This is a genomic window from Streptomyces sp. NPDC043867 (assembly GCF_056435845.1).
In genome coordinates, this window is sequence record NZ_JBWKDS010000002.1 from 154,906 (window position 1) to 181,112 (window position 26,207).

Annotated in this window: 25 protein-coding genes; 15 read left to right on the plus strand and 10 right to left on the minus strand. The window is 72.9% G+C overall.

Annotation, left to right across the window (positions count from 1 at the left end):
- The first annotated feature begins 5 nt into the window (after positions 1 to 5).
- Positions 6 to 1,226, plus strand: coding sequence for a glycosyltransferase (locus AC069T_RS02670; protein WP_478780966.1), 1,221 nt, complete (start codon positions 6 to 8; stop codon positions 1,224 to 1,226).
- Between the two features lie 4 nt (positions 1,227 to 1,230).
- Here AC069T_RS02670 and AC069T_RS02675 read toward each other — a convergent pair whose 3' ends face one another.
- A complete protein-coding gene (locus tag AC069T_RS02675) occupies positions 1,231 to 2,553 on the minus strand; it encodes a TerD family protein (protein WP_478780967.1) in 1,323 nt (440 codons plus the stop codon).
- A 304-nt stretch (positions 2,554 to 2,857) separates the two neighbouring features.
- On the opposite strand from AC069T_RS02675, the gene AC069T_RS02680 reads away from it, so the two are divergent.
- From AC069T_RS02680 to AC069T_RS02695, 4 genes are all read left to right on the plus strand, one after another.
- Entirely contained in the window at positions 2,858 to 3,292 is a 435-nt protein-coding gene (locus AC069T_RS02680) for a DUF6643 family protein (protein WP_476750968.1), read from the plus strand.
- 53 nt (positions 3,293 to 3,345) lie between these two features.
- Complete coding sequence (locus AC069T_RS02685) at positions 3,346 to 4,176, plus strand: MOSC domain-containing protein (RefSeq protein ID WP_478780968.1); 831 nt, start codon at positions 3,346 to 3,348, stop codon at positions 4,174 to 4,176.
- 230 nt (positions 4,177 to 4,406) lie between these two features.
- A complete protein-coding gene (locus tag AC069T_RS02690) occupies positions 4,407 to 5,012 on the plus strand; it encodes an Rv1733c family protein (RefSeq protein WP_478780969.1) in 606 nt (201 codons plus the stop codon).
- Between the two features lie 192 nt (positions 5,013 to 5,204).
- On the plus strand, positions 5,205 to 7,643 hold the full coding sequence (locus AC069T_RS02695) for a right-handed parallel beta-helix repeat-containing protein (protein ID WP_478780970.1): 2,439 nt from the start codon (positions 5,205 to 5,207) through the stop codon (positions 7,641 to 7,643).
- Here the strand turns inward: AC069T_RS02695 and AC069T_RS02700 are convergent.
- Positions 7,613 to 10,042, minus strand: coding sequence for a hypothetical protein (locus AC069T_RS02700; protein WP_478780971.1), 2,430 nt, complete (start codon positions 10,040 to 10,042; stop codon positions 7,613 to 7,615). The two genes, AC069T_RS02695 and AC069T_RS02700, sit on opposite strands and share 31 nt — an antisense overlap.
- Positions 10,043 to 10,311: 269 nt before the next feature.
- Between AC069T_RS02700 and AC069T_RS02705 the strand changes: the two genes are divergently transcribed.
- A complete protein-coding gene (locus tag AC069T_RS02705; RefSeq protein ID WP_478780972.1) occupies positions 10,312 to 11,142 on the plus strand; it encodes a DeoR/GlpR family DNA-binding transcription regulator in 831 nt (276 codons plus the stop codon).
- A 364-nt stretch (positions 11,143 to 11,506) separates the two neighbouring features.
- On the opposite strand, the gene cds1 is transcribed toward AC069T_RS02705, so the two are convergent.
- On the minus strand, positions 11,507 to 12,631 hold the full coding sequence (gene cds1 / locus AC069T_RS02710) for an L-cysteine desulfhydrase Cds1 (RefSeq protein ID WP_478780973.1): 1,125 nt from the start codon (positions 12,629 to 12,631) through the stop codon (positions 11,507 to 11,509).
- A 315-nt stretch (positions 12,632 to 12,946) separates the two neighbouring features.
- Between cds1 and AC069T_RS02715 the strand changes: the two genes are divergently transcribed.
- Both AC069T_RS02715 and AC069T_RS02720 read left to right on the plus strand, forming a co-directional pair.
- Entirely contained in the window at positions 12,947 to 13,270 is a 324-nt protein-coding gene (locus AC069T_RS02715) for a hypothetical protein (protein ID WP_478780974.1), read from the plus strand.
- Positions 13,271 to 13,452: 182 nt separating this feature from the next.
- Complete coding sequence (locus AC069T_RS02720) at positions 13,453 to 13,971, plus strand: ATP-binding protein (RefSeq protein ID WP_478780975.1); 519 nt, start codon at positions 13,453 to 13,455, stop codon at positions 13,969 to 13,971.
- Positions 13,972 to 14,209: 238 nt separating this feature from the next.
- Here the strand turns inward: AC069T_RS02720 and AC069T_RS02725 are convergent, their stop codons facing one another.
- Positions 14,210 to 14,350, minus strand: coding sequence for a hypothetical protein (locus AC069T_RS02725; protein ID WP_478780976.1), 141 nt, complete (start codon positions 14,348 to 14,350; stop codon positions 14,210 to 14,212).
- Positions 14,347 to 14,637, minus strand: a complete 291-nt coding sequence (locus tag AC069T_RS02730; protein ID WP_478780977.1) for an SHOCT domain-containing protein — start codon at positions 14,635 to 14,637, stop codon at positions 14,347 to 14,349. The genes AC069T_RS02725 and AC069T_RS02730 overlap by 4 nt, the downstream gene beginning before the upstream one ends.
- A gap of 186 nt (positions 14,638 to 14,823) precedes the next feature.
- Here AC069T_RS02730 and AC069T_RS02735 point away from each other — a divergent pair, with 186 nt between their 5' ends.
- From AC069T_RS02735 to AC069T_RS02745, 3 genes are read left to right on the plus strand one after another with little or no spacing between them, the layout of a single operon-like run.
- On the plus strand, positions 14,824 to 15,384 hold the full coding sequence (locus AC069T_RS02735) for a TetR/AcrR family transcriptional regulator (protein ID WP_478780978.1): 561 nt from the start codon (positions 14,824 to 14,826) through the stop codon (positions 15,382 to 15,384).
- 50 nt (positions 15,385 to 15,434) lie between these two features.
- Positions 15,435 to 16,019, plus strand: a complete 585-nt coding sequence (locus AC069T_RS02740) for a DUF4865 family protein (RefSeq protein WP_478780979.1) — start codon at positions 15,435 to 15,437, stop codon at positions 16,017 to 16,019.
- Positions 16,016 to 16,924: a phosphotriesterase family protein gene (locus tag AC069T_RS02745; protein WP_478781124.1), complete on the plus strand. Its 909-nt coding sequence runs from the start codon at positions 16,016 to 16,018 to the stop codon at positions 16,922 to 16,924. The genes AC069T_RS02740 and AC069T_RS02745 overlap by 4 nt, the downstream gene beginning before the upstream one ends.
- 23 nt (positions 16,925 to 16,947) lie before the next feature.
- Here AC069T_RS02745 and AC069T_RS02750 read toward each other — a convergent pair whose 3' ends face one another.
- The gene (locus AC069T_RS02750) at positions 16,948 to 18,189 is read right to left on the minus strand and encodes an ROK family protein (protein WP_478780980.1); all 1,242 of its coding nucleotides are present in this window, start codon (positions 18,187 to 18,189) and stop codon (positions 16,948 to 16,950) included.
- Between the two features lie 31 nt (positions 18,190 to 18,220).
- Positions 18,221 to 18,883, minus strand: coding sequence for an alpha-ketoglutarate-dependent dioxygenase AlkB family protein (locus AC069T_RS02755; RefSeq protein ID WP_478780981.1), 663 nt, complete (start codon positions 18,881 to 18,883; stop codon positions 18,221 to 18,223).
- Positions 18,884 to 19,049: 166 nt separating this feature from the next.
- On the opposite strand from AC069T_RS02755, the gene AC069T_RS02760 reads away from it, so the two are divergent.
- Positions 19,050 to 20,225, plus strand: a complete 1,176-nt coding sequence (locus AC069T_RS02760; protein WP_478780982.1) for a methyltransferase — start codon at positions 19,050 to 19,052, stop codon at positions 20,223 to 20,225.
- 159 nt (positions 20,226 to 20,384) lie between these two features.
- On the opposite strand, the gene AC069T_RS02765 is transcribed toward AC069T_RS02760, so the two are convergent.
- The gene (locus AC069T_RS02765) at positions 20,385 to 21,236 is read right to left on the minus strand and encodes a class II fructose-bisphosphate aldolase (RefSeq protein WP_478780983.1); all 852 of its coding nucleotides are present in this window, start codon (positions 21,234 to 21,236) and stop codon (positions 20,385 to 20,387) included.
- Positions 21,237 to 21,269: 33 nt separating this feature from the next.
- Positions 21,270 to 22,160, minus strand: coding sequence for an SIS domain-containing protein (locus tag AC069T_RS02770; protein ID WP_478780984.1), 891 nt, complete (start codon positions 22,158 to 22,160; stop codon positions 21,270 to 21,272).
- A 131-nt stretch (positions 22,161 to 22,291) separates the two neighbouring features.
- On the opposite strand from AC069T_RS02770, the gene AC069T_RS02775 reads away from it, so the two are divergent.
- The 3 genes from AC069T_RS02775 (at position 22,292) to AC069T_RS02785 (ending at position 25,631) form a co-directional block, all read left to right on the plus strand.
- Entirely contained in the window at positions 22,292 to 23,071 is a 780-nt protein-coding gene (locus AC069T_RS02775; RefSeq protein WP_478780985.1) for a DeoR/GlpR family DNA-binding transcription regulator, read from the plus strand.
- A gap of 424 nt (positions 23,072 to 23,495) precedes the next feature.
- Positions 23,496 to 24,665 (plus strand): MFS transporter, encoded by a 1,170-nt coding sequence (locus AC069T_RS02780; RefSeq protein WP_478780986.1) that lies wholly within the window; start codon positions 23,496 to 23,498, stop codon positions 24,663 to 24,665.
- 180 nt (positions 24,666 to 24,845) lie between these two features.
- Positions 24,846 to 25,631, plus strand: a complete 786-nt coding sequence (locus AC069T_RS02785; RefSeq protein ID WP_478780987.1) for a maleylpyruvate isomerase family mycothiol-dependent enzyme — start codon at positions 24,846 to 24,848, stop codon at positions 25,629 to 25,631.
- 95 nt (positions 25,632 to 25,726) lie between these two features.
- On the opposite strand, the gene AC069T_RS02790 is transcribed toward AC069T_RS02785, so the two are convergent.
- Positions 25,727 to 26,137, minus strand: a complete 411-nt coding sequence (locus tag AC069T_RS02790) for a MarR family winged helix-turn-helix transcriptional regulator (RefSeq protein ID WP_478780988.1) — start codon at positions 26,135 to 26,137, stop codon at positions 25,727 to 25,729.
- Between the last annotated feature and the right edge of the window lie 70 nt (positions 26,138 to 26,207).

Here is a 26,207-nt window from a genome sequence, read left to right on the forward strand (position 1 = left end):
AGACGATGGGCCTCGGCGGGCCGGCGGGGTGGGGCAGACTTCGCCGGGTGAGCGCCGTTGTGTGGACTGCCGTGGGATCACTCGCCGCCTGGCTGTGGCTGCTGCTCTGCCAGGGCTTCTTCTGGCGCACGGACGTACGGCTCCCGCCGCGCCGGGAGCCGGACGACTGGCCGTCCGTGTGCGTCGTCGTCCCCGCGCGGGACGAGGCCGCGGTGCTGCCGGACAGTCTTCCGTCGCTGCTGGCGCAGGACTACCCGGGGCGGGCCGAGATCTTCCTGGTGGACGACGGCAGTACGGACGGCACCGGGGAGCTGGCCCGGGAGCTGTCCCGTCGTCACGGCGGGCTGCCGCTCACCGTGGACTCCCCCGGCGAGCCCCCCGCCGGCTGGACGGGCAAACTGTGGGCCGTACGGCACGGAATCGGACTCGCACGCGCGCGTACCCCCGAATATCTGCTGCTGACGGACGCCGACATCGCGCACGCGCCGGACAGCCTCAGGGAGCTGGTGGCGGCGGCGCGCACGGGCGGCTTCGACCTCGTCTCCCTGATGGCCCGGCTGCGTGTGGACAGCAGGTGGGAGCGGCTCGTGGTGCCCGCCTTCGTCTACTTCTTCGCCCAGCTCTACCCGTTCCGCCGGATCGGGGTGCGCGGCTCGCGGACGGCGGCAGCGGCGGGCGGCTGCGTCCTGCTGCGCACCGACGCCGCCGAGCGGGCGCGGATCCCCGAGGCGATCCGGCACGCCGTCATCGACGACGTGGCGCTGGCGAGAGCGGTCAAGAACAGCGGGGGCCACATCTGGCTGGGGCTCGCCGAGCGGGTGGACAGCGTGCGCCCCTACCCACGGCTGCACGACCTGTGGCGCATGGTCTCCCGCAGCGCGTACGCCCAGCTGCGGCACAGCCCGCCGCTGCTGCTGGGCACGGTCCTGGGTCTGGCGCTGGTGTACCTGGCGCCGCCCGTCACGCTCGTGGCCGGACTGGCGGGGCGGAGTGCGGGAGCGGCGCTCGCGGGCGGGCTCGCCTGGCTGGTGATGACGGCGACGTACCTGCCGATGCTGCGCTACTACCGCCTGCCGCTGTGGCTCGCTCCGCTGCTGCCGGCGACCGCGTTCCTCTATCTCCTCATGACGGTCGACTCCGCCGTGCAGCACTACCGGGGGCGCGGTGCGGCCTGGAAGGGCCGCACCTACGCACGTCCGGACACCGCGGCCCTCGACGAGAGCTGACGGCTCACTTCCTGCCGGGGGTCCAGTTCATGCCCCACCCGTAGGCGTGGTCGACGGTGCGCTGCGGGCTGACGCCGCGCTCGGGGATCAGGTAGCGGGCCTCGCGCTGGACGACGAGGTCGCCGCGGTCGCTGGTGATCAGCGCGAGGGCGCAGACGGTCGAGGGCACCGTGCACTCGTCGAGCGAGAAGTCGATCGGCGCGCCGTTCAGCGGCTGGAGGGTGACGGTGGCGTGCAGGTCGGCGAAGGAGCGCGCGCCCTCGTAGATGGTGACGAAGATGAGGATGCGCCGGATGCTCTGCTTGTGGTCGAGGTTGATGGAAAGATTCTCGCCGCTCGTCGCGGCACCGGTGCGGTCGTCGCCGTCGAGATGGATGTACGGGGGCTGGTGCAGCGACCCGAAGGCGTTGCCGAGTGCCTGCACGACACCCTTGCGGCCGTCCGTCAGTTCGTACAGGGCGCACAGGTCGAGGTCGAGGTCCGAGTGCATCGCGACGGCCCGGCCGAGCTTGCCGGCCCACCCCGAGAACTGCTTGCGCACCTCCCAGTTGAGGTTCACCCGCATGGCACCGGACGTGCCGCCCTGCTTGCTGAGCGAGACCGACGGGGATTCCTTGGTGAGCGTGACCTTGGTGAGCCGGACCGGCGGCGTGGGAGGTGCGGGCGGCGGAGTCGTTGCGGGCGGCGGCACGGTGACGGGCGGTGCGAGGGGCGGGGGCCCGGCCGGCGGGCGCGCGGAGACGGGCGGCGCCGTCGGGGGCGGGCCGCCGGCGCGACCGGGCGCGGCCGGGGGCGCCGCCTGCCGGGGTTCGTCCACGGTGATGCCGTAGTCCGTGGCGAGCCCTTCGAGTCCGCTCTCGTAGCCCTGGCCGACGGCACGGAACTTCCAGGCGCCCTGGCGGCGGTAGAACTCGCCGAGCACGAAGGCGGTCTCGACGGTGGCGGCACTGTCGAAACGGGCGATCTCGGTGCCCTGCCGGGCGTCGAGCACACGGATGTACAGGCCCGGGATCTGTCCGAACGTGCCGCCGTCCGTGGAAGCGGCCAGGACGATGGTCTCGATGGCGGGCTCCACGCGCGCGAGGTCGACGAGGAGCGTGTCGGTCGCCTGACCGCCCGCCTCGCCCCTGCCCTCGTGGCGGACCGCACCGGAGGCGTGCTGCGGCTGGTTGTAGAAGACGAAGTCGTCGTCCGAGCGGACCTTTCCGGACACCAGCAGCAGTGCCGACGCGTCGGCGTCGGGCACGCCGGGACCGGAACGCCGGCCCAGTTCGACACGGAGCGCGGCCGTCGGCACGGCCACGTTCGACCCCTTGGACATTGACATGTACGCCCCCATCGACGTCTTCGCACCGCGCCACCCGGGACAGTGCGGTAGACCCGGCCGACTCCGGATCCGTCCGGGCCAACCTAATCCCCCCGGCCGCGAACGCCCATGATCCGGGCCGGAAGCCCCGGCGCCGACCGCCGGTAACCCCCCAGGAACTGGACCTTTACACGATCTCAACCCCGTTTGGCGTCCTTTTTTGCCGAATTCGCTCCCATTGGGGATCCCACGTCACTGCCGACGTGGAAAACAACCCTCTTATCGGTCTCCCCAACCAGCACATCGTGGGCTTAACTTATGTGCCATGACCTCCCCCCGCTCCACCTATGGCGGCGGTTACTACTCCGCGCCGTCCTTCCCGGACACCCCGATCTACGACTCCCTCGTCGCCGAACGGGGCACCCCTCAGATCGCCCCCATCCGGGTCCCCTCCGCGTACGACACGAGCAGCCACCTGCCCGCGCTGCCGTCGGCTCTTCCCGCGTTGCCCGCCGGGCCCTCCCAGCAGGCCTACGGCTACCCGCAGGCCCAGCAGCCCGCACCGCTCCACCAGGCTCCGACCGGCTACATCCCGCAGCAGGCCGCGGGACCCCGTGGCTACCCGGGCCCGCAGCAACAGCAGCCTCGCCCCATGGCGGCCGGCACCGGCTACGAGGCCATGCGCCCCGCGGCTCCCCGCCCCGCCCCCGTGCCGTACCAGGACCCGTACAACAACGGGCAGCAGTACCGCGGTTACTGACCGGCCGTCGACCCGTCGGGGCCGGGACCGGTGCCTGCTGGCACCATGGCCCCATGTCGAACAATCCGGCGCTGCACGCGATTCATGTCCACCCGGTCAAGGCACTGCGGGCCCACGCGCCCGGTGAGGCCGTGGTGGAGCCCTGGGGGCTGGCCGGAGACCGGCGCTGGGCACTGATCGACGACGCGGGGAAGGTCGTCACGCAACGCCAGCAGCCCCGCCTCGCACTGGCCGCCGCCGAGCCCCTGCCCGGCGGCGGCATCCGGCTGTCCGGGCCCGGTCTCGACCCGCTGACCGTGGCGGTGCCCGATCCCCTCGCCACGACCTCGGCGGCGTTCCCGCGCCAGAAGATCGAGACGGTCGCCGCCGACGCGTCCGCGAGCGCGTGGTTCAGCACCTACCTGGGCACCGACGTGACCCTCGTCCACCTCGACGACCCCGCCACGCGCCGGCCCATCGACGACGCCCCGCACTCCCACCCCGGCGAGACCGTCAGCCTCGCCGACGCCTACCCGCTGCTGCTCACCACACTCTCCTCGCTGGACACCCTCAACTCCCTGATCGCCCAGGGCGACCACCCCGACGAGGGCCCCCTGCCCATGAACCGTTTCCGGCCGAACGTCGTCGTGACCGGCACCCCGGCGTGGGCCGAGGACGACTGGGCGCGCATCGCCATCGGCGAGGTCACCTTCCGGGTCGCGAAGATGTGCGGCCGCTGCGTCGTGACCACCACCGACCAGGGCACCGCCGAGCGCGGCAAGGAACCGCTGCGCACCCTCGGCCGCCACCGCCGTGTCGGTGACAAGCTCGCCTTCGGCCAGAACCTGGTGCCGGAGTCCCCCGGCACGGTGCGGGTCGGGGACCCCGTGCGGATTCTCGGCTGACCGCCGCCCGGACCCTCGACGCGCCGGACCCGCTCCTCCCGGACCCGCTCGTCCCGGTCCGGTGAGGGAACTCCCGGGCGGGAACCCGTGGGCGCGGCACCGGCGTTGGGACGGCATGAGCAGTCCATGAGAGGCCGCGGGGACGGGCGGGTGATTTCGCTCTCTCTTCCCCGGGCTCACGGGTGAACGGCCTCGCGGAGGGTTATCACGGAGGCGGAAGGGGGTGGACGGTGCGAGCACTCGGCGGACTCTGGCGGTGGCGGCGCAATCCGCTGCGGCGGACGACCGATCTCATCGAGGCCTGGCTGGCATTGGCGGCCGTCCTGCTGGTGTTCCTCGCCGCTCCGCTCGCCGGAATCGCCGTCGGAGGCGCCGCGCACCGGGCACTCCAGCAGTCCGTCCGTGACCAGCGCGAGGCACGCCATCAGGTCGTGGCCACCGTGGTCAGGCGGCTGGACCGCTCCCCTCTCGACCCGGACCCCGAGACCTCCTCGACGCGCGACGCGCACAGCCGGGTACTGGCCCGCTGGACCGGCCCGGACCGCACCGCGCGGCACGGCACGGTCATGGCCGACCTCAGGGCACCCCACCGCGGTGACCGCTTCATCGTGTGGACCGACCGGCACGGCCGCATAGCCGGCCGCCCCCTGGACTCCGCCACGGCGACGACGCACGCCTTCCTGGCCGGGTCCGGAGCGGCGGCGGTGACCGCCGGGCTCGTCGAGGGAGGCAGGCGGCTGATCGTGTGGCGCATGGTCCTTCGCAGGTACGCGCGTTGGGACCGGGCCTGGGACCGGGCGGGCCCGGACTGGGGAAGGACCGGCACCGGCAGCTGACGGCCTTCCCGCTCCGGTCAACCCGCCGTGCCCGCGCACGCTACGGTGGACCGGCCGAACGGTTCGGCACCTTCGTGAGAGGTTGTCCGCGGTCTTCGACATGATCAGATCCCCTCGGGGGATCCGTTCCTCGACATGACGCGGCCGGCCACTCAGGACCCGCGTACGACTAGGTGGGGGCACAGCAGCGCCATGGCACAGGGCACGGTCCAGGTGACGCACACCGGCACGTCGCGGTGGCGGCGCCGCACGGGTGAGTACGCATCGCTGGCCGCCGCCCTGGAGGCCGCGGCCGACGGCGACGTCCTCACCATCGCTCCCGGCACCTACCGGGAGAACCTCGTCGTCCAGCGGGCGGTGACCCTGCGGGGCCCGGACGGCACGCCCGGCTCGGTCCGCATCGCCCCGGTGGACGGGGTGCCGCTCACCGTGCGCGCCTCCGCCGTGGTCCAGGACCTGTACGTGGAGGGCCAGGACGCGGCCGCCCCCGCGGTACTCGTCGAGGAGGGCACGCCGGAACTCATGGACCTCAGGATCGTCACGCGGTCCGCGGCGGGGATCGAGGTGCGCGGCGGCGCGCGCCCGACGGTGCGCCGGTGCACGGTCGACAATCCGGCGGGCGTCGGCATCGCGGTGCTCGACGGTGGAGGCGGCGTCTTCGAGGAGTGCGAGGTCGTCGCGGCCGGCCAGTCGGGCGTCGCGGTGCGCGGCGGCGGCCGCCCCCGCCTGGAGCGCTGCCGGATCCACCACGCCTCGGGCGCGGGTCTCTCGGCCACGGGCGAGAACTCGTCCCTGGAGGCGGTCGGCTGCGAGGTGTACGAGGTCAAGGGCTCCGGGGTGCAGATCACCGGCCGGGCCACCGCGCACCTCACCGACTGCGACGTGCACCGTACGACCGCGGACGGTGTCACGCTCGACACCGACGCCGTCCTCACGCTCGCCGACTGCCGCATCCACGACATCCCGGAGAACGCGGTCGACCTGCGCTCCCGCTCGGTGCTCACCCTGACGCGCACCACGGTGCGGCAGTTCGGCCGCAACGGCCTGTCCGTGTGGGACCCGGGCACGCGCGTCGACGCCAACCAGTGCGAGATCTTCGACAGCACCGGCGACTACCCCGCGGTGTGGGTCAGCGACGGCGCGGCCGTCGTCCTCGAATCGTGCCGGGTGCACGACGTGCCGGACGCCCTCTTCGTCCTCGACCGCGGCTCCCGGGCCGACGTCGTCGACAGCGACCTCTCACAGGTGCGGAACACGGCGGTGTCGGTCAGCGACGGCGCCACCGCGCAGCTCGACGACTGCCGGATCCGGGACGCCGCGACCGGCGCCTGGTTCCGCGACCACGGCAGCGGCGGCACCCTATCCGGCTGCACGGTGGACGGCACCCAGACCGGCGTGATCGTCACCAAGGGCGCCGACCCCACCATCGAGCGCTGCACGGTCGACTCGCCCGCGGAGGCCGGCTTCTACGTGTCGGCCGGCGGCCGCGGCAGTTTCCACAACTGCCGGGTCACGGGCAGCGGCGGCTACGGCTTCCACGTGATCGACGGCTGCCGCACGACGCTGAAGAAGTGCCGCACGGAGCGGTGCGCGCGCGGGGGCTACGAGTTCGCGGAGGCCGCCACCGGCGCGGCGCCAGGCGGAGGGCCGCTGGTCGAGGACTGCACCAGCGACGAGAGCGCCCACCCCCGGCCCCCGGCGCCAGAGACGGCCGTACAGACCGCGAGCCACTCCCTCGGCCTGCTGGGCGCCGTCCCGGACCAGCGCACCGCCGGGCAGGACCCGCTCGCCGCGCCCGCGCCGGAGCCCGAACGGCCCGCGCGCCCGTCGAAGGCCGTCCTCGGTGAACTCGACACGCTCGTCGGCCTGGAGAGCGTCAAGCGCGAGGTGCGCGCCCTGACCGACATGATCGAGGTCGGCCGCCGCCGGCAACTAGCGGGTTTGAAGGCGGCCTCCGCGCGCCGCCACCTGGTCTTCACGGGCTCCCCCGGCACCGGCAAGACGACCGTCGCCCGTCTCTACGGCGAGATCCTGGCCTCGCTCGGCGTGCTGGAAAAGGGGCACCTCGTCGAGGTCTCCCGGGTCGATCTGGTGGGCGAGCACATCGGATCGACGGCGATCCGCACCCAGGAGGCCTTCGACCGGGCGCGCGGCGGTGTGCTGTTCATCGACGAGGCGTACGCGCTGTCCCCGGAGGACTCGGGACGCGACTTCGGCCGCGAGGCGATCGACACGCTCGTCAAGCTGATGGAGGACCACCGGGAGGCCGTGGTGGTGATCGTCGCGGGTTACACCGCCGAGATGGAGCGGTTCCTCTCCGTCAACCCCGGTGTGGCGTCGCGTTTCTCACGCACCATCACCTTCAGCGACTACGTGCCGGAGGAGTTGCTGCGGATCGTGGAACAGCAGGCGGAGGAGCACGAGTACCGGCTCGCTCCCGGCGCCTGTGAGGCTCTTCTCAAGTACTTCACGGCGATCCCGAAGGGCCCCGCCTTCGGCAACGGCCGCACGGCGCGCCAGACGTTCGAGGCGATGGTGGAGCGGCACGCGGGGCGCGTCGCCCAGTTGCCCGAGCCGAGCACGGACGACCTCACCCTGCTCTACGCGGAAGACCTGCCGGAGGTGCCCTGAGGACCGTCGCCGTCCGGCGGACGCGGCGGCTCCTCGTCGTCACACGTGGCTCGCGGGCCGGGCACGTCCGGCGTGAGCCGTGCGAGCAGCCGCTCCCGCTCCTCCGCGAACGCCGGATCCGCCTGGTAGTCGCTGTGTCCGAGGACCGGCGCGGGCAGCGGGTGGCGCTCGGTGCGGCCGTAGGCGAGGGGGTCCTTCAGTGCCTCGCGGTCGACCTGCGGCCCGCAGTCGCCCGGCAGCCGGACGGGGCCGCCGATGGGGTCCGTGGGGCGGTACAGGTTGCGCCAGCAGTCGACCTCGCGGTGCAGGGAGGTCAGCGCGGCCGGCCCGAACTGCGCGGGGAACCAGCGGCCGTACAGGCGCTCCAGCGGTGATCCGTACGTGAGCAGGGCGACCCGCCTGCGGACGGAGGGCTTCAGCTGCCAGGCCGCGGCGGCCGCGAGCACGCTGCCCTGGGAATGGCCGGAGATGACGAGCCGTCCGCCGGTGGCGCGGGTCCAGGAGGCCATGCGCCAGGTCAGGTCGGGTACGGCGCGCTCCGCGTAGCAGGGAGGAGCGAAGGGGTGGGCGGCCCGGGGCCAGAAGGTGCCGACGTCCCAGAGGATGCCGATGGTTCGGCGCGCGGAGGCGTCCTTGTAGGCGCGGCGACCCCAGGTGACGAACAGGATGAAGCCGAGCCCGATCAGCCAGGATCCCAGGGCCTGCGCGGTCTGGGCGGCGCCCTGCACGAACGCGGACGAACCGCGGGCCGCCTCGCCCGGCGCCTTCTCGGTCATCGCGGCTCCGGCCAGGGCTGCCGCGCCCAAGAACAGGGTCGCCGCCGAGACGATGCCGACGATGCGGGGCGCGCGGTCGGTGAGGGAGGCGTGTGCGCGCGTGGACGCGATGCGCCGGGTACGGACGGTGTCCTTGGCCTCGCCGGGGTATTCGAGCTCCACCCGCGTCATCTCGACGCGCCGCAGCAGCCGGGTGCGCCCGGCCAGCCATCCGGCGAGCGCCAGCAGGACCAGCAGCAGGGGCGGGATCGCGGACGCCTGCCACGTCAGCAGCACCGGCGGGCTCACCAGCGTGTCCCGGGTGCCGTCGAGCCAGTCGGCGACCCGCTGGGCCACTCCCCCGGACATCACGCTGCCCAGCGCGCAGGCCAGCATCGCGACGGCGGGACCGGCCAGACCGCGCATCGCGGTGCGCCGGTCGGGACGGGTGCGGTACAGGACACGGGCGACCACGCCGAGCGCGACGACGAGCAGTCCCTGTCCGAGGCAGATGGCACCGAACGTCGTGTCACCCGACAGCCGTCCCGTCGACTCCCAGCCGGGGCGCGACCAGCCGGCGTACAGCATGGTGAGCCCGAGAAGGACCATCGCGCCTTGCGGCAGCCGGCGGACGAGTGTCTCGTCGAGTTTCCGGTCGAGGCGGTGCTCACTGCGGCCCCGGCGGCAGACCACCCACACCACGACGGCCGCGCCCACGACGAGCGTCGCGTCGAGGAGCCGACCGAGCACCTCCAGGAGGGCGGGGCCGCCGGACGCCCGGTCGTGGCGGGCGGCCGAGGTGCCGACCGCCGCGGCCACGGTCAGGAAGCCCGCGGCAGTGTGCGCGGCGCGCAGCCGGGCCACCAGGCGTCGCCCGTACCAGAACCCGGGGCGGCCGAGACCGGTGCGCCCGGTCTCCTCGTCGGGCTCGGCGCGGCGCGACATCGGCTGCTGCGACTCGTACGCGCTCCAGGTGCGGTGGGAGAGGTACCAGAGCAGTCCGGTGAGCGCGGCAGGCACCGCTCCGGCCAGCGCCAGCCTGCGCCCGGGCGGGCTCCACCAGCCGCCGTCGGACACGGCGGGCGAGAGGAAGCCGAGCCAGGAGTGCTTCGCGGCGCACGCGCGCGTGCCCGCGCACTGCCAGGCGGTCAGGTCGAGGGCCACCTCGCAGGCGGCGGCCACCAGGAGCACGGTCAGGGTGAGTCCGGCGAGCCGCACGATCAGTCCGTACAGCCGCACGGTCCGGGTCCTGCCCTGGGCGGTGGGGCGCATCCAGTGGGCGAGGTTGACCACCATGAACGGCAGCAGCAACAGCCACAGGGCCCGGGCGCCGTTGCCCGAGGTGAGGTTGCACCAGACGTACGCCTCGGGCACCGGGGTCGCGCGGCACCCGCCGGGGCGCTGTTCGGCGTCGGCGTCGTCGATGCGCCGGTAGACGGCCGCTGTCTCGTCGCCCGTGATCCGCACCGTGCGCGGGTCGTCGAGCATGTCCTGGGGTGTGGCACCGCCGACTCCGTGGACCAGGAGTTCGAGGGCCGTCTCGTCCCCCGCTGGCCGCCCGGGAGCGTCGGCGTGCTCTCCCGTCGAGTGCTGGAGGGAGTCGCCGCGCTCCCCGGTCGAGGCCTGTTCCCGTGCACGCTCCACTGTTCCGCACTTCCCCCGTGCTGCCCGATGGCGTGTCATGTGCAGGCACAGGATCTCCATTCGGGGACCGGCTCACACCTCTCGTCACGGAATCTCCCCCGTACGTGTGACGGTGACGGCCGGAACCCGTGCGCAGGCAGTGGCGCGACCGTCGGCGAGCCGTGCGAGGATGGGTCGTCCTCCGGACCCCCTGCGCGGAGAATGTCCCTCGTCGGAGCGGGTCCGGGCGGCGTGTCGGGCGGGCTGAGGCGAAAGGAACCGGAGCGGACGTGAGCGAGAATCAGAACCTCCTCGCGGAGCAGCGGCGCGCCCTCATCCTCGACGAGGTACGGCGCCGCGGCGGGGTCCGGGTCAACGAGCTGACGCGCAAGCTCGGCGTCTCCGACATGACGGTCCGCCGCGATCTCGACGCCCTCGCCCGCCAGGGCGTGGTGGAGAAGGTGCACGGCGGCGCGGTCCCGCTGGCCGAGGCGAGCACGCACGAGCCGGGTTTCGAGGCCAAGTCCGGTCTGGAGCTGACGGCCAAGGAGGACATCGCCCGGGCCGCGGCCGAGCTGGTCGTTCCCGGGACGGCGATCGCGCTCTCCGGCGGCACGACGACGTACGCGCTCGCCCATCAGCTCGTCGACGTGCCGGACCTGACCGTGGTCACCAACTCGGTGCGGGTCGCGGACGTCTTCCACTCGGCGCAGCGCGTCTCGGGCCAGCGGCAGGGAGCCGCCACGGTCGTCCTGACCGGTGGAGTGCGCACGCCCTCCGACTCGCTCGTCGGCCCCGTGGCCGACCAGGCGATCGCCGCGCTCCACTTCGACCTGCTGTTCCTCGGGGTGCACGGCATATCGGCGGAGGCCGGTCTGTCCACGCCGAACCTGGCGGAGGCCGAGACGAACCGGCGGCTGGTGCAGTCCGCGCGGCGCGTCGTCGTGGTCGCGGACCACACCAAGTGGGGCACGGTGGGACTGAGTTCGTTCGCCGCGCTGGAGCAGGTCGACACGTGGGTGACCGACGCCGGGCTGTCGGCCGAGGTGCGCACGGAGATCGCGGAGCACCTCACGCGCCTGGTGGTGGCGGGCGAACCGGAAGACGGTACGGACATCTGACGGTCCGCCGGACAAGGTGTCGTCGCCCGCGGCGCGGCGCCGCGGGACCTGACGTTCCCACCCGGACCGGTATCCCGTACGCACCGGGGGCACGCGCACTGGTGGAGGCGTGGCGGCTGACGCCCGCCGGGCCGGGCACGCGGGTGCGGTGGAAGTGCGCCGCAGACGGGCCCGCCCCTTTCCGGCCGGCTCTGCGGCCGGGACCCGCGGTGGGCCGTGCCTTCCGGCACGCGGTCGTGGAGCTGGACGCTCGGCCGACCTCCGTGCCCTGAGGAAACCGGTTGCGCGTCACCGCCCGCCAGGTCGCCCCCGGACCTCGCCGAGCCCGGCGTGGCCCCACCCCCGGCGGGCTCCCCGCGCCGGTTCAGTCCTGCCACACCCCCGTCAGCAGCAGCGACTCGATCGCCGCCGTGTAGGGCGCGATGTCCAGCCCCTGCTGCTCGAGCCAGGCGTCCGAGTAGTACTTGTCCAGGTAGCGGTCACCGGGGTCGCACAGCAGGGTCACCACGCTTCCCGTGCGGCCCTCCGCGACCATCTCGGCGACGATCTTCAGCGCGCTCCACAGGCCGGTACCGGTCGACCCGCCCGCCTTGCGTCCGATGACCCGCTCCAGGGCGCGGACGGCGGCCACGCTGGCGGCGTCGGGGACCTTCATCATCCGGTCGACGGCGCCGGGCACGAAGCTGGGCTCCATCCGCGGCCGGCCGATCCCCTCGATGCGGGATCCGCAGTCGGTGGTGACGGCCGGATCACCCGTCGTCCATCCCTCGAAGAAGCACGAGTTCTCCGGATCGGCGACACAGATGCGGGTGTCGTGCTGCATGTAGTGCACGTACCGCGCGATCGTCGCCGAGGTGCCGCCCGTGCCGGCCGTGGCGACGACCCACGCCGGCTCGGGGAACCGCTCCCGCTCCAGCTGGCGGAAGATGGACTCCGCGATGTTGTTGTTCCCGCGCCAGTCCGTGGCCCTCTCGGCGTAGGTGAACTGGTCCATGTAGTGGCCGCCGGTCTCGACGGCGAGGGCCGCGGACTCCTCGTACATCCGGCGCGGGTCGTCCACGAAGTGGCACCGCCCGCCGTGGAACTCGATCAGCCGGCACTTCTCGGCGCTCGTCGTACGCGGCATCACCGCGACGAAGGGGACCCCGATGAGCTTCGCGAAGTACGCCTCCGAGACGGCCGTCGACCCGCTGGACGCCTCGATGACGGGGCGTCCGGGCCGGATCCAGCCATTGCAGAGGCCGTAGAGGAAGAGCGAACGGGCGAGCCGGTGCTTGAGACTGCCGGTCGGGTGGGTGGACTCGTCCTTCAGATAAAGGTCGATGCCCCACTGCTCGGGCAGCGGGAAGCGCAGCAGATGCGTGTCGGCCGAACGGTTGGCGTCGGCCTGGACCTTGCGGACGGCTTCTTTGAGCCAGGCACGATACGCGGTGTCGCTGTGGTCGACGTCGAGGGTCTGGCCGGTTCTGGCCGGAGGGGTGGTGGTCACGGCGGGGCTCCTTACGCATTGCGCCGACGCCGGTCGACATGGTCGGACACCTCGATCATAAACACCTTCCTCACGCTTCTCACCTGCATAAACGCATCTTTGAGCAACTCAAAGGAGGCCCTGGGGCACGGGGTGTCGCGGTTCGGGGGCGCATCGGGGCGAGTGCTTCCGCCGCCCCGGTGCGACCTCGTCGTGCGTACTGGTGCTCGTCGCCGGAGGCGGGCAGACTGCACGGCACGGGGATGCTTCACTGGACCAGGAACCACGCTGGAGCACGACGGAGCGGGAGCCGACCGCGCGAGGGGGCGGGGCGTCATGGCGGAGCCGGAGTTCACGGCCACGGGGGTGCGGATCGAAAAGAGGCTGCGCTCACTCACCCGGGCCGGACAGGTCCGGATCAGCGACGGCAGGCTCGAGTTGCTCACCAGCTACGGCAGCGAGATCGACAGCGCGCCGGTACAGGCGGTGCGGGCGTCGAAGCCGTGGTTCGCCCATGACGACCGCGCGTCGGCCGACATCAACGGCACGCGCTACCAGCTCACTCTCGGAGAGCACGATCCGGCGCCGGGAATGCCGGGCCCGCCCTCGGCACGGCGGTTCATCGAAGCGGTGCGCAGGGCGGCGGGGCGCAACGGTTGAATGCGCCGCGAGTTGCGGGACGGCCTCCGCTGGGTGACGCTGATCTCACGTCACTCTGGGTTTACCGGCGATAACGCTGCGAACCAGCCCGCCGGACATCACAGCAGGCGGTCGTTCCACGCAGCCATCTGCTGGATCCGATCTCCGTCTTCTTCCGGACCTCAATTCGGGGAGTCGCAGCCGTGATCAGCCAGCCAAGCAGGCATTGCACGGTGGGGCTCCAAGCCCTGCCGGCGCGGATCGGCCAGGTCCGCAGAATCGTATCTGCGCAGTTGCGCTACTGGCATCTGGACTCGTTGATAGACCGCGCGGCGCTCGGCGTGACCGAGCTTCTGACCAACGTTCACCGGCACGCCCAGCCCGACAAGATGTGCACCGTGGAGATCGAGTTCCTGCTCGACCGGCTCACGGTCTCGGTGCACGACAACGACCCGCGCCTGCCCGTCGTGGAGGACGCGGAGCTCTTCGCCACCTGCGGCCGCGGCCTCGCCATGGTCGCCGCCATGAGCGAGAGCTGGGGTGTGCGGCCGAACGGGGACTCGGGCAAGGCCGTGTGGTTCACGCTGCCGGCGCACTCCGCCGCGCTCGCCGCACCGCCCCGGCCGCCGTACGGCACCGCTCTGGAGACACCTGCGCACAGGTTCGGCCCCGAGGGACGCAGGCCCGAGCACGCTCCCGCCCGGTCCGCCGTTGCCGGCTGACCGGGCGGTGACCTCCGCGTCGAGGGGCTGCGTGATTCGGCGGCGAGGGCGCGGAGCACGTCCGGCCGTGCCGTGCGCCGGGCCGGACGCAGTCCCGCGAGGGCGACCGGCGCGACCGGCGCGACCGCCATGAGCTGAGCGGCCTTTACCGTCCGTGCGGTCCACGCCCCGACCGGCCGTGGACCGCACGGACGGTGCGGGCCGATCGCGGCGAAGCCTCCGGCCGGGAACCCGGCGCTCAACCCCGGTCCGCACGGCCGGGTCCGCACGGCCGGGTCCGCACGGCCGGGTCACCGAAGCCGTACACCTCGACGGCCTCGGTGACCCGGGCGGCACGGCGGACCGTGGCCGTCACGGTGACGGCCGGTCCCGTGCTCATGCCGCTTCTCCCTTGCCCGTACGCCCGAACTGCTCGTCCAGGACGGAGAGCCGGCGCCAGTACTCGTCCTCGTCGATCTCGCCGGAGGCGAAGCGGCGGCCGAGCACGGCGATCGGCGAGTCACCGGCCGGGCGGCCTCCGCCGGCGGTCCGCCACGGACCGCCTCGGCCGCGCCGGGCGGTGCCGCGCAGGACGGTCACGACACCGATCACGACGGCCGCCCAGATCAGTGGGAAGAACAGGATCCACGGGCCGGGGCCGCCGTCCCAGTTCGCCAGGGTCTGCATCTCGGTTCATCTCCTCGGTGGTTGCCTCGTGATGCTCCGAGCCTCTCCCCGGGAGGGGTGCCGGGTCGTCGTACGGACGTCGGCAGTGTGCGTACCTCCCCGGGAGTACGCAGCAGTTCTTCGGCTGCTCCCGTGGCTCACCGCACCCTATCGACTTCTGTACCTACTAGTATGTACAGTGCGGTCATGAGCACCCCGGAGCGACTGATCGAGTCCACACGCGCACTGCTGTGGGAGCGCGGCTACGTGGGCACCAGCCCCAGGGCGATCCAGCAGCACGCGGGCGCCGGCCAGGGCAGCATGTACCACCACTTCAAGGGCAAGCCCGAGCTGGCCCTGGCCGCCATCACCCGGACCGCCGAGGAGTTGCGGGCCACCGCCGAGGGCGTACTGAGCGCTTCCGGCACCCCGTACAAGCGCATCGAGGCGTATCTGCGGCGCGAGCGCGACGTGCTGCGCGGCTGCCCCGTCGGGCGGCTGACGATGGATCCGGACGTCATCGCGAGCGAGGAACTGCGCGCTCCCGTCGACGCGACGCTCGACTGGCTGCGTGAGCGCCTCGCCCACATCGTCGAAGAGGGCAAGGAACAGGGGCAGTTCGCTCCCTCCCTCGACGCGGAGGAGATCGCCGCGACGATCGTCGCCACCGTCCAGGGCGGCTACGTCCTCGCCCGGGCGTCCGGCTCGGCCGCCGCGTTCGACACGGGCGTGCGCGGACTGCTCGCCCTCCTCTCCCCTTCGCGCTGAGCGCGGCTTCCCGGCCGGCACCCGGCCCGATCAGCCCTTTCGGAGGCACGATGCACGCCATGCAGTACGAGCTGACCCTGCCCGCCGACTACGACATGAGCATCGTCCGCGACCGGGTCGAGCGGCTCGGACACCGGCTCGACGACTGGGACGGTCTCGGCTTCAAGACCTATTTGATACGCGAGCGGGGCGTGCACGGCTCCCCGGTCAACCAGTACGCCCCGTTCTACCTGTGGAACACGGTGGAGGGCATGAACGCCTTCCTCTGGACCGGCCCCTTCCAGGGGATCGTCGACGACTTCGGACGGCCCGTGGTGCAGCAGTGGACCGGACTCGCGTACGAGGAAGGAGGCGCCGCCGGTACTCCCGGCGCGGTCGCGGTGCGGCGCCGCCGGCCCCTCCCGGAGGGCGTGCCGCTGTCGGAGGCGGCGCAGGAAGCGGCGCGCGAGGCCGGGCGGCTGGCCGCACTGGACGGTGCCGTCTGCGCGGCGACCGCCGTCGACACCCGGAACTGGGAGGTGGTGCACTTCTCGGTGTGGGCCCACAACGCCCCCAAGGCGGCCGGTGAGGTGTTCGAGGTCCTGCACATGTCGCAGCCCGGGCGGGGCCTGCTGCCGCGGGGGCCGCAGTGGTGAGCACGGTCCGCACCGTCCTCGGGGATGTGCTCCCCGGGCAGCTGGGCGTCTGCGACGCGCACGACCACCTCTTCTTCGGCAGCCCCCGCCTCCCCGGCCAGGAACTGTGCGACGCCGCCTCCGCGCGGGCCGAACTGGCCGCGTTCCGGGAGCAGGGCGGTGCGAGCGTGGTGCAGTGGACGCCGTACGGACTCGGCCGGCGGGCCGCGGATCTGCCGCTCCTCTCCCGCGACACGGGAGTGCACGTGGTCGCCGCGACGGGCCTGCACCAAGCCGAGCACTACGCACCGGAGTTGCTCACCGGGCTGCGCGGCAGGCTGGCGGAGGTGTTCGTCGCGGAACTGACGCGGGGCATCGGCACGACACGGGTCCGGGCGGGGCTGATCAAGGTCGCCGGGGGCTTCCACGCCCTGGACGCACACGCCCGCTGGACCATGACCGCGGCGGCCGAGGCACATCACGCCACGGGCGCCCCCGTCGCCGTCCACCTGGAGCTGGGCACGGGTGCGCTCGACGTACTCGACCTGCTGTGCGGGGAGTTGGGCGTTCCGCCGCACCGGGTGATCCTCGGCCACCTCAACCGGTCGCCCGACCCAGTGGTGCAGCGCCAGGCCGCCGAGGCGGGTGCCTACCTCGCCTTCGACGGGCCCTCGCGCGCCCACCACGCCACGGACTGGCGCATGCCGGACGCCGTACGGGCGCTGGCCGAGGCCGGTTTCGGCCAGCGGCTGCTCCTGGGCGGCGACACGACGACCGCCGGTGCCCGCTCGGTCAACGGCGGCCCCGGGATGCCGTATCTGCTGCGCCGGGTCCGGCCGCGGCTCGAAGCCGCCCTCGGCAGGGAGCTGGTGGAACGCGTCCTCGTCGAGAACCCCGGCCGCGCCTTCGCGGTCGAGTGGTCCTAGGAGGTCCGCGCCGATCCGGGGTGTCAGAGGACGGCGAGCGCCGTCAGCGGGTCGTCGAGGACCGGCTGCCAGGCCAGCTCGGCGGCGCCCACCAGGCTGTTGTGGTCCAGCGTGCAGGGCAGGATCGGCACGCCGCCGCTCTGCCCCCACAGGCTGCGGTCGGCGACCACGGCGCGCAGGCGGTCCGGGTCGGCGTCCAGGAGCGTGCGGTGGAGTCCGCCGAGGATGATGCGGTCCGGATTGAGAATGTTGACCAGTCCCGCGAGCCCGAGCCCGAGCCGGTCGATCAGTGCCTCGGTGGCCGTGCGGACGGCCGGGTCAGCGTACTGGCCGCGGATCAGGTCGTTGGACTGCTGGAGCAGCGAGACCTCGGGCCCCGGCGTGCGTCCTGAGGCGTCCAGGAAGGCCAGCGGGTCCGCCTCGACGTCGAGGCATCCCCGGCTCCCGCAGTGGCAGGGCCGCCCCTCGGGATTCACGGTGAGGTGCCCGACCTCCAGCGCGAGGCCCGAACTGCCCGTGTGCAGCCGCCCGTCCAGCACGAGCGCACCGCCCACACCCCGGTGGCCGGTGGCCACGCACAGCAGGTCACGGGCGCCGCGGCCCGCGCCGTGCCGGTGCTCGGCGAGCGCGGCGAGGTTGACGTCGTTGGCCGCGAAGGCCGGTCCGAGGATGCCGGCGGCGCGCACCCGCTCGGCGAAGATCTGCCGGACGGGCGCACCGGCGGGCCAGGCGAGGTGGAGCGGGTTGAGGGCGAGGCCGTCCGGTTCCGCGACCGCCGACGGCACGGCGAGTCCGGCGCCGACGCAGCGCCGCCCGGTCGCCGCCAGCAGGTCGGCGCCCGCCTCGACCACCGAGCCGAGGACCTTCGCCGGGTCGGCGTCGACCGTCTCGCAGCCGGGCGCGGTGGCGACGATCCGGCCGCCCAGGCCGACCAGCGCCGCGCGGAACCCGTCGGCGTGGACCTGCGCGGCGAGCGCGACGGGGCCGTCCTCGGCGACCTCGAGGCGGTGCGAGGGGCGGCCCTGTGATCCGGCGGCCGCTCCGGGCCGCGCGTCCACGCGGATCAGGCCCAGCGCCTCCAGCTCCGCGGCCACCGCGCCGGCCGTCGCCCGGGTGACCCCCAGTTCGGCGGTGAGCACGGCACGGGTCGGCGCACGTCCGGTGTGCACGAGCTCCAGGGCGGGGCCGAGCGCACCACGCCCCCGGTCCAGCCGCGTCCGCGTGTTCCCTTCCCCCGCCGCCCGGGGGGCCGCCTTGCCGTTCATGAGGGCGAGTCTCCCATGATCCGGACAGGCGCTAGGACGCGTCCGGGAAGCCGCCGACCCGGAGAGTGACGTTCAGCCTGCCGGTGAGCCCCAACTCGGGGGGCGCCGTGCCCGCGTGCACCCGCGGGACCCCGTGGTACGCGAGCCGGGAGGCGCCGCCGAAGACGAAGAGGTCCCCGCTGCGCAGCTCGACGTCCGTGTACGGCCGTGTCCGCGCCTCGGTGTTCCCGAACCGGAAGACGCAGGTGTCGCCGAGGCTCAGGGACACCACCGGCGCGTCCGACTTCTCGTCGCTGTCGCGGTGCATGCCCATCCGGGCGTCCGCGTCGTAGAAGTTGATCAGTGCGATGTCGTGGTCGGGGTGATTCGCGGCCGCCCGGCCGAGGGCATCCGTCACCGCGCGGCGACCGAGGTCCGCCAGCCAGTCCGGGAAGGGTTTCACCGGCGAGCCGTCGCCGTCCACCACGGTGCGCGCGTACCCGTAGGGATACCAGTGCAGGCCCAGGCAGACCTGTCGGGAGGTCATGGTGCCGCCGCCGGGGGTGCGGACCGTGCGCAGCCCCGCGGGCGGTTCGGCCCACGCGCGGCAGGCCGCCAGCAGCTGCCGCTGGCCCACGGGGTCGAGCCAGTCCGGCAGGTGCACCGCGCCCGGCGCGACCTCCGTCCGTCCGCGCGGAAACAGCTCGCTGTCCATCGCTCCATCATCACTCAGGCGCCGACGGGGCCGGGCGACTGCACGGGGTCAGGGCCGGGACCGCGGCCCGGCATCGCGGTGCCCGCGCGGCCCGGCGCGCCCTGTGTGCCCCGGCCGCACCCACCCTGACCGGTGCTGAGCTGCGCCTCGGATAGCCTGGGGCACGATGAACGACCGGATGGCCACACCCTGGGGCGAGTACACACTGGCCCGCTTCCCCGAGGACCCCCGCGACCGGCTGCGTGCCTGGGACGCGTCCGACGCCTATGTCCTGCGCCACCTCGCGGCGAGCGACACCTCCCTGTCCGGGTCGGTGGTCGTGGCCGGCGACCGGTGGGGCGCGCTGACCACGGCACTGGCGGCGCACCGGCCGGTGCAGATCACCGACTCCTACCTCGCGCGGGAGGCCACCCGGGCGAATCTGCGGCGCAACGGCGTCGACGAGGACTCCGTACGCCTCCTCACCACGCGGGACACCCCGCCCGACCGCGTCGACGTCCTGATCGTGCGTGTCCCCCGGAGCCTCGCGCTGCTGGAGGACCAGCTCCACCGGCTCGCACCGGCCCTGCACGAGGGGACGGTCGTCGTCGGCACCGGCATGGTGAAGGAGATCCACACCTCGACGCTGCGCCTGTTCGAGCGGATCGTCGGCCCGACCCGCACGTCCCTCGCCGAGCAGAAGGCCCGGCTCATCTTCAGCACCCCCGCGCCGGGGCTCGTACGGACGACGAACCCGTGGCCGTACCGCTACGAACTCCCCGACGGTGTCGGCGTGGTGTCGGGACGGACCGTCACCAATCACGCGGGGGTCTTCTGCGCCGACCGCCTCGACATCGGCACCCGCTTCCTCCTCCAGCACCTGCCGGAGAGCCGGGGCGCCGAGCGCGTCGTGGACCTGGGCTGCGGCAACGGGGTCGTCGGTACGGCGGTCGCGCTGGCCAATCCGCGGGCGAGCGTGCTGTTCGTGGACGAGTCCTACCAGGCGGTCGCCTCCGCCGAGGCGACGTACCGGTTGAACGTGGAGCAGCCGGCGGCGGACGGCCCGGCGGACATGACGGGCTCGGCGGAGTTCCTCGTCGGGGACGGGCTGACCGACGTACCGAGCGCGAGTGTCGACGTCGTGCTGAACAATCCGCCCTTCCACTCCCACCAGGCGACGACCGACGCGACGGCGTGGCGGATGTTCAGCGGAGCACGCCGTGCGCTGCGGCCGGGCGGCGAGCTGTGGGTCATCGGCAACCGGCATCTCGGCTACCACCTCAAGCTGCGCCGCCTGTTCGGCAACAGTGAACTGGTCGCGAGCGACGCCAAGTTCGTGCTCCTCAGGGCGGTCAAGAAGTAGCTGCGTCCGGCTGCGGTGCCGGCTCACGGGGCTCGCGTCCGGTGCGCGCCGGCCCCGTGAGCCGATGCGCACCGGACGCGACTCGGGCACTCACCGAGTGCGACTCAGACGCTCACCGGTGCGTCTCCGACACTCACCGGCGGGCCCGGGCGGTGCGTCTCAGCCGCGCAGCACCGTGATGAGGCGCGCCACCGTCCGCGCCATGGCCTCCCGCCCCACGCCGAGGTACGTGCGGGAGTCCGCCGCCTCGGGGTGGGCGGCGAGGAACTCCCTGATGGCATCGGTCATGGCGAGGTTCAGTGCCGTTCCGATGTTGACCTTGGCGATTCCGCCCGCGACGGCCGCCGTCAGTTCGTCGTCCGGTACGCCCGAGGAACCGTGCAGGACGAGCGGCACGTCCAGGGCGGCGGCCAGCCGTTTGAGCAGCTCGTGGTCGAGGGCGGCGGTGCGGGTGGTCATCGCGTGCGAACTGCCGATCGCGACCGCCAGGGCGTCCACGCCCGAGTCCGCCACGAAGGCGCGGGCCTCGGTGGGGTCGGTGCGGGCACCGGGCGCGTGCGCGTCGAGCGCCGGTTCCCCCTTCTTGCCACCCACCTTGCCCAACTCGGCCTCGATCCAGAGCCCTTGGGCATGCGCCCAGTCGGTGGCCGCCCGGGTGACGGCGAGATTCTCCTCGTACGGCAGGCGGGCCGCGTCGTACATCACTGAACTGAACCCGGCGTCGGCGGCCTGGCGCAGGAGCGCGTCGCTCCGCACGTGGTCGAGGTGGAGCGCGACGGGGACCGCGGCACGCTCCGCCGCCGCGGCCGCGGCACGGGCCAGCGGGAGCAGGCGTCCGTGCCGGAACCGCACGGCGTTCTCGCTGACCTGGAGGACGACGGGCGCGTTCACGGCCTCGGCTCCGGTGACGACCGCCTCGATGTGCTCCAGCGTGATGATGTTGAACGCGGGGACGGCGGTCCGCGTCCCGACGGCGGCGGCGATCAGGTCACCGGTTGCGGCGAGTGGCACAACTCCTCCTTCTGTGCAGTTGGTTGGGCCGACTCACTGTGCGTTCTGCCGGAGGATGACCGAGCGGGTGAGGTGGCGCGGCCGGTCCGGGTCGAGCCCGCGGGCGGCGGCGACCGCGACCGCGAGCCGCTGGACGCGGACGAGTTCGGCCAGCGGGTCGAGCGCGCCGGCCACCCACAGGGCGCCGGTCGCCCGCACCTGCTCGGCCAGCCCGTCAGGGGCGTCCCCGAGCATCCAGGTGGCCGTGCCGCGGGTGGAGATGCTGATGGGACCGTGCCGGTACTCCATCGCGGGGTAGGCCTCGGTCCACGCCAGCGACGCCTCGCGCATCTTGAGCGCGGCCTCGCAGGCCAGTCCGACGGTCCAGCCGCGGCCGAGGAAGGTGAACTGCGAGCCGTCGACGAGCCCTTCGGGCAGCGGAGTCTCCAGTGCGGTGGCCGCGTCGGCCACGACGGCGTCGGAGTGCAGACCGAGGTGGGCGCGCAGCAGGGTGAGGGCGGTGGTCGCGAACCGGGTCTGCACGACGGACCGTTCGTCCGCGAAGTCGAGGACCACGACGTCGTCGGCACAGTCCATGACGGGCGTGCGCGGGTCGGCGGTGACGGCCGTCGTACGCGTACGGCCCCGGAGCCGGCCGAGGAGTTCCAGCACCTCGGTGGTGGTGCCGGAGCGGGTGAGGGCGACCACCCGGTCGTACGTCCGGCCGTGCGGGAACTCGGACGCGGCGAAGGCGTCGGTCTCGCCCTGCCCCGACCGTTCGCGCAGCGCGGCGGCGGCCTGGGCCATGAAGAGCGAGGTGCCGCATCCCACGACGGCGACCCGCTCCCCCGGTGTCGGCAGCGCGGCACCGTGCCCCTCGGCCTGTTCGGCGGCTCGTGCCCAGCACTCGGGCTGAGTCATCAGCTCGTTCTCGACATGGGTCATGCCGTATCCCTCCTACGCATGCCGCCTATGCTTATTCGTGCAAGATATAGCCATCTTTCGAGCACAATCAAGCATTTGCCAGGGGAATGGGTGCGCTAGGGTCGCGGAAGATCGAGGAACGGAGAGTGCGGATGTCGCGCGACGCCCGCTGGAAGACGCTGCTGGACCTGCTCGTGGAGCGGGGCCGGCTGGACGTCGAGCAGGCCGCGGCGGAGCTGGAGGTGTCCGCCGCGACGATCCGGCGCGACCTCGACCAGCTCGCCGAGCAGCAGATGCTGGTCCGCACCCGCGGCGGCGCGGTGGTCCACGGGGTCTCGTACGAACTGCCGCTGCGCTACAAGACCGCCCGCCGGGCCCCGGAGAAGCAACGGATCGCCAAGGCGGTGGCCGATCTCGTCACGCCGGGCGAGGCGGTGGGCCTGACCGGCGGCACGACCACCACGGAGGTGGCCCGCGCCCTGTCCGCACGCCCCGACCTGGCGTCCGGCTCACCCGCGCTGACGGTGGTGACGAACGCGCTCAACATCGCCAACGAACTGGCCGTGCGGCCCCAGTTCAAGATCGTGGTGACCGGCGGGGTGGCGCGCCCGTCGTCGTACGAGCTCATCGGCCCGCTCGCGGACGGCGTGCTGGGGCAGATCACCATCGACGTGGCCGTGCTCGGCGTGGTCGCCTTCGACGCCGAGCACGGGGCGGCGGCGCACGACGAGGCGGAGGCCGCGATCAACCGCCTGCTGTGCGAGCGCGCCGAGCGGGTGATCGTCGCGGCCGACTCCAGCAAGCTGGGACAGCGCGCGTTCGCCCGGATCTGCGCGGCCGACGCGGTCGACACCCTCGTCACGGACACCGCGGTCGCCGAAGAGACGGTGCGGCGGTTCGAGGAGGCGGGAGTGGAGGTCCTGGCGGTCTGATCCGCCTGTCCGAGAACCCCGTCGCGCAGCCACTCAGCCACCTAGGGCCTGTCGTTTGGATCAGGCTGGCTGTGACCGACGGTTCGTCCTGACCGACCCGAGCGGGGTCTGGCGCGTGCAGCTGCAAGGCGGAGGAGGGAGTCGACGCGGAGCGTCGGCGACCGACGACAACGCCGCAGATGTGCGTGCCGGACCCCGCGACGCCGGCGTGATCCAAACGACAGGCCCTAGCCGCTTTTCCCGCATCGCCGCGCACGTCAGGGCGTTGCCGTGCGCTTTCTCCGTATCACTGCCGCCGCACGTCAGGGCCTCGCCGTGCGCCCTCTCCGTATCCCTTGACGCACGTCAGGGCCTTGCCGTGCCACAGCGCCCCGCCTAACCTGCCTTTGTGCCGCTACTAAACAAAAGAGTCCAGCACAGTGTCGTGCCGGGCAACGACCTCACCCGGCTCCGGGCCGCCCTGACCGCCTTCTTCGCACTGGACGGGTTCATCTTCGCCGGCTGGGTGGTCCGGATCCCCGCCATCAAGGAGCAGACCGGCGCTTCCGCCAGCGCCTTGGGGCTCGCGCTCCTCGGAGTCTCCGTCGGCGCCGTGATCACCATGATGCTCACCGGGCGCCTGTGCCGCCGCTTCGGCAACCACCCCGTGACGGTTGTCTGCGGCGTACTGCTCTCACTCAGCGTCGCACTGCCGCCGCTCACGCACTCGGTACTGACGCTGGGCGCCGTTCTGCTGGTCTTCGGAGCCGCGTACGGCGGGATCAACGTCGCCTTCAACAGCGCCGCCGTCGACCTTGTCGCCGCGTTGCGGCGGCCCGTCATGCCGAGTTTCCACGCCGCCTTCAGCCTGGGAGGCATGATCGGCGCCGGGCTCGGCGGACTTGTCGCGGGCACGCTCTCCCCCGCACACCATCTGCTCGGCCTCACCGTGATCGGACTGCTGGTGACAGCCGTCGTGGGCCGTACCCTGCTGCGCCTGGAGCCACCGGCGCCCGCGGACCGCGCGCAGCCCCCGGAGAGGGAGAGCACTCCACGAAGCCAGGACGCGCGGACTCGGGGGCTCGTCGTCGTCTTCGGTCTGATCGCCCTCTGTACCGCTTACGGGGAGGGCGCCCTGGCGGACTGGGGCGCCCTGCACCTGGAACAGGACCTGGACGCCCACCCCGGCGTCGCCGCGGCGGGGTATGCGTGCTTCGCACTCAGCATGACGATCGGCCGGGCCGGCGGCACGACACTCCTGGAACGGGCCGGGCGGACGCGGACACTGGTGGCGGGCGGCGCTCTGGCATGCGCGGGCATGCTGCTCGGCGCGCTGGCACCCGCGGCCTGGGCGGCACTGCTGGGTTTCGCGGTCACGGGACTCGGCCTCGCCAACATCTTCCCGGTCGCGGTCGAACGCGCGGGCGCGCTGGCCGGGCCGGGCGGCGTCGCGACCGCGTCCACCCTCGGCTACGGCGGCATGCTCCTCGGACCGCCGGCGATCGGTTTCATGGCGGACTGGCTCTCCCTGCCGGCGGCCCTCACCAGCGTGGCGGCACTGTCGGCGGTGGCGGCCGTCATCGGCTTCGCGACCCGCCGCTCGGCGGTGGGCTGACGGCCCGCTTCGGGGAGCGGGTGAGCACGTGGCAGGCTCGCTCGGCCGAAACCCTCGCGGGGAGCGCGCAGTTCTTGTCCCCGCAGCGCGGTCCGGATTGCGCGAGGGGACGTGCGGGGCTGTCTCCTGGCGGTTGAGCCGCTCTCCCCCGACCCTCGGTCCATCAGCCACACTTGCACCATGAAGATCACAGAGTTCCTGGAAACCCTCGACCACGAAGGCCAGTTGCTTGCCTCGGCCGCCGCGGAGGCCGGGGCCGGGGCCGCAGTGCCGACCTGCCCGGGATGGCAGGTGCGCGACCTGCTGCGGCACACGGGCATGGTGCACCGCTGGGCAACGGCGTTCGTCGCCGACGGGCACACCTCGTACCAGCCCGACGGCGGCCTGCCCGACCTGGACGGCGGAGAACTCCTGGCCTGGTTCCGAGAGGGCCACCGCCGGCTCGTCGACACACTGGCCGCGGCACCGTCCGACATACAGTGCTGGAGTTTCCTGCCCGCACCCTCCCCGCTGGCCTTCTGGGCGCGGCGGCAGGCCCACGAGACGACCGTGCACCGGGTCGACGCCGAGTCGGCACTCGGGGGTGAGCCGACCGCGATCGCCACGGCCTTCGCGGTGGACGGTGTCGACGAGCTCCTGCGCGGATTCCACGCCCGCCCGAAGAGCAGGGTGCGTTCGGAGGTACCCCGCGTGCTCCGCGTGCGAGCCACCGGCACCGCGGACCTCGCGGAAGCCACGGGAGTCGCAGACGCCGTGGACGCCGTGGACGCCGTGTGGACCGTACGGCTCTCGGCTGAGCCGCCCGTGGGTGAGCCGGGCGAGGACGGGGACGCCGACTGCGAACTGGCCGGTCCGGCAGACCAGTTGTACCTGGCACTGTGGAACCGTCGGCCCTTCCCGAGCGTGGCGGGCGACGCCGGACTGGCCGACCTGTGGCGGGAGAAGTCGGCCGTCACCTGGAACTGAACGGACCGAAGAGGCGCACGAGCGAGGCGAGTTGCCCGATCCGAGGGCGGGTGGTTCGCAGCCGGGCGGCCCGACCGGACCGAGGGCCGTTCAGGTCAGCGGAATCCGGCCGGGCGGTCCGCCAGCATCCGGTGCAGCACCGCCCGCTGCACCGGCAGCACCTCACCGTGCAGCTCGCGCCCATTCGACGTCAGGGCCACACGGACGCCCCGGCGGTCCGTCGGGCACACACAGCGCGTGACGCGCCCGTCCTTCTCCAGGCGGCCGATCAGCCGGGACAGCGCGCTCTGGCTCAGGTGCACCCGCTCGGAGATCTCCTGCACGCGGTACGAGGGGCCGCCGTCCGACGCCGCCCCTCCCGCCAGTACGTCGAGGACCTCGAAGTCGCTCGCACCCAGGCCGTACCGGTGCAGTGCTCGGTCGAGTTCACAAAGCGTGCGCGCATGTACCGCGAGAATGTCCCGCCACTCGTCCACGAGCACCCGCTCGGCCTTCTTCGCCGCCATGAGCGCACCGTAGCAAAGAACCCATTTTGTTGCATCAGAATTAAATGCACTTGCATTGGATGCGCATGCA